Genomic DNA, 6,455 nt, shown 5'->3' with positions numbered 1-6,455 from the left:
CGGTTCTCTCGGGGGGGCGCGCGCGCCCGGGCTCGCTGGCGCCCGCGCGCGAGACGCTGTGTGGTCTGGGTGCCCCCGCCGGGGGCGCGGGCGCCCGCGCCCGCCCCGTGGGCCCCTCGCCTCCCGGACGGTCGCGGTCGCACATAAGCACCTGGACGGCGGAGGGCCGGGCGGCCGAGCGCGGCCGAGGACCGGGCCGGGCGGCCGACCGGAGCGGGCCGCGGCCCGGCCGGTCTAGATCAGGCCGTGCTCCCGCAGGTAGTCCATCTGCGCCCGCACGGAGAGTTCGGCGGCGGGCCACAGCGAACGGTCCACGTCCGCGTAGACGTGCGCGACGACCTGGTGCGGTGACCGGTAGCCGTTCTCGACCGCCGTCTCGACCTGGGCGAGCCGATGGGCCCGGTGCGCGAGGTAGAACTCGACGGCGCCCTGGGCGTCCTCGAGCACGGGCCCGTGACCGGGCAGGACCGTACGCACACCGTCGTCGACGGCGAGCGAGCGCAGCCGCCGCAGCGAGTCGAGATAGTCGCCCAGGCGGCCGTCAGGATGGGCCACGACGGTCGTACCGCGGCCCAGGATGGTGTCACCCGTCAGGACGGCCCGATCGGCCGGGAGATGGAAGCACAGCGAGTCGGCGGTGTGCCCGGGGGTCGGCACCACGCGCAGTTCGAGGCCGCCCACATCGACGACGTCGCCCTGCGCCAGTCCCTCGTCCCCGAGCCGCAGCGCCGGGTCCAGCGCCCGCACCTTCGTCCCCGTCAGCTCGGCGAACGAAGCGGCGCCCTCGGCGTGATCGGGGTGCCCGTGCGTGAGCAGGGTCAGCGCGATCCGCTTCCCGGACTTCTCGGCCGTGTCGACGACGGCGCGCAGGTGTGCGTCTTCCAGCGGTCCGGGGTCGATCACCACCGCGAGCTCGGAGTCCGGCTCCGAGACGATCCAGGTGTTGGTGCCGTCCAAGGTCATCGCGGACGCGTTGGGGGCCAGTACGTTCACGGCGCGCGGGGTGGCGGGGCCGGAGAGGGTCCCGCCGCGCGGCTGGCCGGGGAGGGCGGCGGCGTCGGTCATGCCGTGGCTCCGCCGGTGGGGACGTGCTTGGTGAACTCGTCGTGCCCGGGCCAGGCGAGGACCACCTCGCCGTTCTCCAGGCGCGCCCTGGCCAGGACCGGCGTCAGGTCGCGGGCGGGCGCGGCGGCGAGGGCGTCGGCCGCGCTGGCGTACGGGACGAGCTGGCGCAGGGTCGCGACGGTGGGCGGCATCATCAGGAGCTCGCCCTTGTCGTATCCCTCCGCCGCGTCCGCGGGGCGGATCCACACGGTGCGGTCGGCCTCCGTGGAGGCGTTGCGGGTGCGCTGCCCGTCCGGGAGCGCGGCCACGAAGAACCAGGTGTCGTAGCGGCGGCTCTCGAACTCCGGGGTGATCCAGCGGGTCCAGACGCCCAGGAGGTCGGATCTGAGGACCAGGCCCCTGCGGTCGAGGAACTCGGCGAAGGAGAGGTCCCTCGCGACCAGGGCGGCGCGGTCCGTCTCCCACGCGTCTCCGGTGGTGTCGCCGACCACCGTGTCCGGGGTGGGGCCGGCCAGCAGGACGCCGGCCTCCTCGTACGTCTCGCGGACCGCGGCGCAGACGACGGCCTGCGCGGACGTCTCGTCGACTCCGAGTCTGTCGGCCCACCACGCGCGCGTGGGTCCCGCCCAGCGGATCTGGTGGTCGTCGTCGCGGGGGTCCACGCCGCCGCCCGGATACGCGTACGCGCCTCCGGCGAAGGCCATGGTGGTACGTCTGCGCAGCATGTGCACGGCAGGGGTGGTGTCGGTGTCCTTGAGCAGCATGACGGTGGCCGCCCGCCTGGGGGTCACCGGTGTCAGTGTGCCCTCCGCGAGCGCGCGGATCCGCTCGGGCCATTCCGGTGGATACCACTGCCCATTCGCCATGGCCGGAGGCTATCCCGAGCCGGGCGAATGTTCGAGGGGCTCTGGTGGATCAACGGTACGTTCCGGGGGCTGACCGGGGGCTTCTCCGCCCCCTCCGCCCCTACCCGTCCCATCCCCGGGGCTCCGCCCCAGACCCCGCCAAGGGGCTGCGCCCCCTGGACCCCCGCTTCGCCCGAAGGGCTCGTCCTCAAACGCCGGACGGGCTGAAAGGCATGGCCCGGGCGTCAGCCTTTCAGCACCCTGACAACGCAGGCCCGCATCTCCAGCCCGTCCGGCGCTTGAGGACAAGGCCCTTAAGGCCGGACGGGGGTCTGGGGGCGGAGCCCCCAGGGACGGGGCGGCGGGGGCGAGGACCTTGCGGCCAGGGCGCGGCCCACCCCCGACCACCCGGAACGCCTACTCCTGGGTCAGCTCCACCTGGATCTCGACCTCCACCGGCGCGTCCAGCGGCAGCACCGCCACCCCGACGGCACTCCGGGCGTGCACACCCTTGTCACCGAGAACCGCACCGAGCAGCTCACTCGCACCGTTCACCACACCCGGCTGACCGACGAAGTCCGACGCCGAGGCCACGAAGCCGACGACCTTCACGACCCGCGCGACACGGTCCAGGTCACCCGCGACCGACTTGACCGCCGCCAACGCGTTCAGCGCACAGATGCGCGCGAGGTCCTTGGCCTCCTCGGCCGTGACCTCCGCGCCCACCTTGCCGGTCACCGGAAGCTTGCCGTCCACCATCGGAAGCTGGCCGGACGTGTAGACGTACACGCCGGACCGCACGGCCGGCTGGTACGCGGCCAGCGGCGGGACGACGTCCGGCAGGGTCAGCCCGAGCTCCGCGAGCTTCGACTCGACGGCGCCGCTCATGCCGACCTCTCACGCTTCAGGTAGGCCACCAGCTGCTCGGGGTTGTTCGGCCCGGGGACGACCTGGACAAGCTCCCAGCCGTCCTCGCCCCAGGTGTCCAGAATCTGCTTCGTGGCATGGACGAGCAGCGGCACGGTTGCGTATTCCCACTTGGTCATGTGGCCGACTGTAGCCGTTGCCGCGGAGGGCCTCGCGCGCACGTTGTCCACAGCCTCCTGCGTACTCCGGCGGCGGACTGGTTAGGCTCGAAGACGTGAGCAGGCTCCAGGTCGTCAGCGGCAAGGGCGGTACCGGCAAGACCACGGTAGCCGCGGCCCTCGCGCTCGCCCTCGCTACAGAGGGCAAGCGCACCCTCCTCGTCGAGGTCGAGGGCAGACAGGGCATCGCGCAGCTCTTCGAGACAGAAGCGCTGCCCTACGAGGAGCGGAAGATCGCCGTCGCTCCGGGGGGCGGGGAGGTGTACGCCCTCGCCATAGACCCCGAACTGGCCCTTCTGGACTACCTCCAGATGTTCTACAAACTGGGGAGCGCCGGACGGGCCCTGAAGAAGCTCGGCGCCATCGACTTCGCGACCACCATCGCGCCCGGCGTCAGGGACGTACTCCTGACCGGGAAGGCGTGCGAAGCCGTGCGCAGGAAGGACAAGGGCGGCCGGTTCGCCTACGACTACGTCGTCATGGACGCGCCGCCCACGGGGCGGATCACGCGGTTCCTGAACGTGAACAACGAGGTCGCGGGACTCGCCAAGATCGGCCCGATACACAATCAGGCACAGGCCGTGATGCGCGTCCTCAAGTCTCCGGAGACGGCGGTGCACTTGGTGACGCTGCTGGAGGAGATGCCCGTCCAGGAGACCGCGGACGGCATCGCCGAGCTGCGGGCGGCGAAGCTCCCGGTGGGGCGGATCATCGTGAACATGGTGCGGCCCGCGCTCCTCGACGACGCCGACCTGGAGTTCACGGGCGCCGTGGCGCGCAGTGCCATCGCGAAATCGCTCTCCGCCGCGGGACTGGGCGGTGCCCGCCGCGGCGGGAACGCCGAGCGGCTCGTCGGCCCCCTCCTGGAGCAGGCGGAGGAGTACGCCGAGCGGCACACCCTGGAGCGCGAGCAGCGGGCCGTCCTCACGGAGCAGGGCCTGCCGCTGCACGAGCTGCCGTTGCTCGCCGAGGGAATGGACCTGGCGGGCCTGTACCAACTGGCCAAGGAACTGCGTCAGCAAGGGATCTCATGAGTCCGGACCCGGCCCGCGCCCACGACCCCGCCCGCACCGGCGACTCCGCCCGGACCCACGATCCGGCACGGAACCAGGACCCGGTCCGCGGCATCGGCTCCACCCGCGTCCTGGACGTCGATCCGCTGCTCGACGACCCCGAGACCCGCATCGTGGTGTGCTGCGGGTCTGGTGGCGTCGGCAAGACGACCACGGCGGCCGCCCTGGGGCTGCGTGCGGCCGAGCGCGGCCGCAAGGTGGTCGTCCTCACGATCGACCCGGCCCGCCGGCTCGCCCAGTCGATGGGCATCGACTCGCTCGACAACATCCCCCGCCGGGTGAAGGGCATCGACGACTCGGCGGGCGGCGAACTGCACGCCATGATGCTCGACATGAAGCGCACCTTCGACGAGATCGTCGAGGCGCACGCGGACGGCGAGCGGGCCGCCGCGATCCTGAGCAACCCCTTCTACCAGTCGCTCTCCGCGGGCTTCGCGGGCACGCAGGAGTACATGGCGATGGAGAAGCTCGGCCAGCTGCGGGCTCGGGAGGAGTGGGACCTGATCGTCGTCGACACACCGCCGTCCCGCTCCGCGCTGGACTTCCTGGACGCCCCGAAGCGGCTCGGTTCCTTCCTGGACGGCAGGCTGATCCGACTCCTCACCGCCCCGGCGAAGCTGGGCGGCCGCGCGGGGATGAAGTTCCTGAACGTCGGGATGTCGATGATGACCGGCACCCTGGGCAAGCTGCTGGGGGGACAACTCCTCAAGGACATGCAGACGTTCGTCGCGGCGATGGACACCACGTTCGGCGGCTTCCGTACGCGCGCGGACGCCACGTACAAGCTGCTCCAGGCTCCCGGCACGGCGTTCCTGGTGGTGGCCGCCCCGGAGCGGGACGCGCTGCGGGAGGCCGCCTACTTCGTCGAGCGGCTGGCCGCCGAGGACATGCCGTTCGCCGGCCTGGTGCTCAACCGGGTGCACGGGAGCGGCGCCGCCCAGTTGTCCGCCGAACGGGCACTCGCGGCAGCGGAGAACCTCGACGCCGCGGCCGCCGAGGACCTCGATCCCGACAGCGCGGAAGATCTTGACTCCGGGGCTGCGGAAAATCTTGACGAGCCCCGCATTGTGGATCAGGAGGGCGGGAAAGCTGGACTTCGTAACTCTCCCGACACGTACGGCAGTTCAGAATCTTCCGCTTCCGCGTCATCAGCTCCCGAGGCACCCGAGGCTCCCGAAGCACCTGAGACTCCAGAAGCACCCGACGGTTCCGCCGAAGGCTCCCCCGCCGCCACGGACACCGACCGGACCGTCGAACGGTTCACCGCAGATCTGCTGAGGCTGCATGCCGAGCGCATGCAGCTGCTCTCCCGTGAGCAACGCACCCGTGACCGTTTCGCCGCGCGGCACCCCGAGGTGGCCGTGGCCGAGGTGGCCGCACTGCCCGGTGACGTGCACGACCTCGCGGGCTTGCGGAACATCGGGGAACGGCTCGCGGCCAACCGGCCGGAGCTGCCCGGGCCCGGCGCCTGAGCCGACGCCGCGACCGCCCGCTACGGGTCCGTACCCGTCAGCGGGTCCGCTGTGAAGGGTCCGTGGGGCCGCCTCCCGGCGGCCCGTGTGACCTTCTGACGCTGCCTGTCACCCATGCCGGCCCATGTCGGCACATGAGGTGCCGTGCGACGCACGGGTCAGTCGCACCCCGTGGACGCCGTACGGGCCCTGGGCGCCGAGCAGTGGCGCCCCGAGTGGCCGGGAGCCGTGGTCCGAGGAAGACCCTCAGCCCACCGCCGCGAAACGCTCGTACACCTCTTCCTCGTCGAGGGGCAGCAGGCCCGCACCGCGCTCGTACTCCGTACGCGCGGTCTCCAGCAGGCGACGCCACGAGGTGACGGTGGGACGCCTGCGCAGCAGTGCGCGACGCTCCCGCTCCGTCATGCCACCCCACACGCCGAATTCGACGCGGTTGTCGAGCGCATCGGCGAGGCACTCCGTGCGTACCGGACATCCGGTGCACACTGCCTTGGCCCTGTTCTGCGCTGCTCCTTGAACGAACAGTTCATCCGGATCGGTAGTGCGGCAGGCCGCCTGCGCACTCCAGTCGGTTACCCAGCCCATACCGGCGCCGTCCTCTCCCGAATCGAGGCTCCCCCACGGCGGCAGCGGCATATTCACCGCCGCCAGTTGAGGACGTTACGGAAGGTGGGCACAGCGCAACACCCCCTTCGGGCCCAATCTTGAATGGCCCGAACGGACTATGCGTAAGCGGCAGATCACCCGGGGGAGTGACCTGAGGACATACGTGAGTATCCCGACGAAGCGGGACAGTTCAGTTGAGTCACAACGGACGCCTGGTGACGCATGAGGCTGATTCGGACACGACCTCCCCAAAAAATTGGGGAACCTCCGGAACGATTCGGGGTCGCCGGACGTATTGATACGTGGCCG

The 6,455-nt window shown here is 71.4% G+C and carries 7 protein-coding genes; 2 read left to right on the top strand and 5 right to left on the bottom strand.

Annotated elements, in window-relative coordinates; translation table 11 throughout:
* Positions 1-234 precede the first annotated feature (234 nt).
* The 4 genes from ACFV2J_RS14385 to ACFV2J_RS14370 all read right to left on the bottom strand — a co-directional run bounded on the left by ACFV2J_RS14385 (position 235) and on the right by ACFV2J_RS14370 (position 2,956).
* Positions 235-1,065 (bottom strand): MBL fold metallo-hydrolase, encoded by an 831-nt coding sequence (locus ACFV2J_RS14385; RefSeq protein ID WP_385098152.1) that lies wholly within the window; start codon positions 1,063-1,065, stop codon positions 235-237.
* Entirely contained in the window at positions 1,062-1,931 is an 870-nt protein-coding gene (locus tag ACFV2J_RS14380; RefSeq protein WP_385098155.1) for an NUDIX hydrolase, read from the bottom strand. The genes ACFV2J_RS14385 and ACFV2J_RS14380 overlap by 4 nt, the downstream gene beginning before the upstream one ends.
* A 396-nt stretch (positions 1,932-2,327) precedes the next feature.
* Positions 2,328-2,798 (bottom strand): RidA family protein, encoded by a 471-nt coding sequence (locus tag ACFV2J_RS14375; protein ID WP_385094546.1) that lies wholly within the window; start codon positions 2,796-2,798, stop codon positions 2,328-2,330.
* A complete protein-coding gene (locus ACFV2J_RS14370; protein WP_143608830.1) occupies positions 2,795-2,956 on the bottom strand; it encodes a DUF4177 domain-containing protein in 162 nt (53 codons plus the stop codon). Before ACFV2J_RS14370 ends, ACFV2J_RS14375 begins: the two co-directional genes overlap by 4 nt.
* 95 nt (positions 2,957-3,051) lie before the next feature.
* On the opposite strand from ACFV2J_RS14370, the gene ACFV2J_RS14365 reads away from it, so the two are divergent.
* Both ACFV2J_RS14365 and ACFV2J_RS14360 read left to right on the top strand, forming a co-directional pair.
* The gene (locus ACFV2J_RS14365) at positions 3,052-4,029 is read left to right on the top strand and encodes an ArsA family ATPase (protein WP_385094549.1); all 978 of its coding nucleotides are present in this window, start codon (positions 3,052-3,054) and stop codon (positions 4,027-4,029) included.
* The gene (locus ACFV2J_RS14360) at positions 4,026-5,540 is read left to right on the top strand and encodes an ArsA family ATPase (RefSeq protein ID WP_385094551.1); all 1,515 of its coding nucleotides are present in this window, start codon (positions 4,026-4,028) and stop codon (positions 5,538-5,540) included. The genes ACFV2J_RS14365 and ACFV2J_RS14360 overlap by 4 nt, the downstream gene beginning before the upstream one ends.
* A 246-nt stretch (positions 5,541-5,786) precedes the next feature.
* Here ACFV2J_RS14360 and ACFV2J_RS14355 read toward each other — a convergent pair whose 3' ends face one another.
* Positions 5,787-6,125, bottom strand: a complete 339-nt coding sequence (locus ACFV2J_RS14355; protein ID WP_385094554.1) for a WhiB family transcriptional regulator — start codon at positions 6,123-6,125, stop codon at positions 5,787-5,789.
* Positions 6,126-6,455 lie beyond the last annotated feature (330 nt).

Source organism: Streptomyces sp. NPDC059668, from assembly GCF_042734135.1.
GTDB lineage: Bacteria > Actinomycetota > Actinomycetes > Streptomycetales > Streptomycetaceae > Streptomyces.
The sequence above is the reverse complement of the archived record's forward strand: the minus strand, read 5'-3'. Positions and strand labels throughout refer to the sequence as shown.

What these genes read in the sequence shown, in the direction of transcription:
- ACFV2J_RS14355 (WP_385094554.1), bottom strand. Translation starts at nt 6,125, where the DNA reads ATGGGCTGGGTAACCGACTGGAGTGCGCAGGCGGCCTGCCGCACTACC.
- ACFV2J_RS14375 (WP_385094546.1), bottom strand. Translation starts at nt 2,798, where the DNA reads ATGAGCGGCGCCGTCGAGTCGAAGCTCGCGGAGCTCGGGCTGACCCTG.
- ACFV2J_RS14385 (WP_385098152.1), bottom strand. Translation starts at nt 1,065, where the DNA reads ATGACCGACGCCGCCGCCCTCCCCGGCCAGCCGCGCGGCGGGACCCTC.
- ACFV2J_RS14360 (WP_385094551.1), top strand. Translation starts at nt 4,026, where the DNA reads ATGAGTCCGGACCCGGCCCGCGCCCACGACCCCGCCCGCACCGGCGAC.
- ACFV2J_RS14380 (WP_385098155.1), bottom strand. Translation starts at nt 1,931, where the DNA reads ATGGCGAATGGGCAGTGGTATCCACCGGAATGGCCCGAGCGGATCCGC.
- ACFV2J_RS14370 (WP_143608830.1), bottom strand. Translation starts at nt 2,956, where the DNA reads ATGACCAAGTGGGAATACGCAACCGTGCCGCTGCTCGTCCATGCCACG.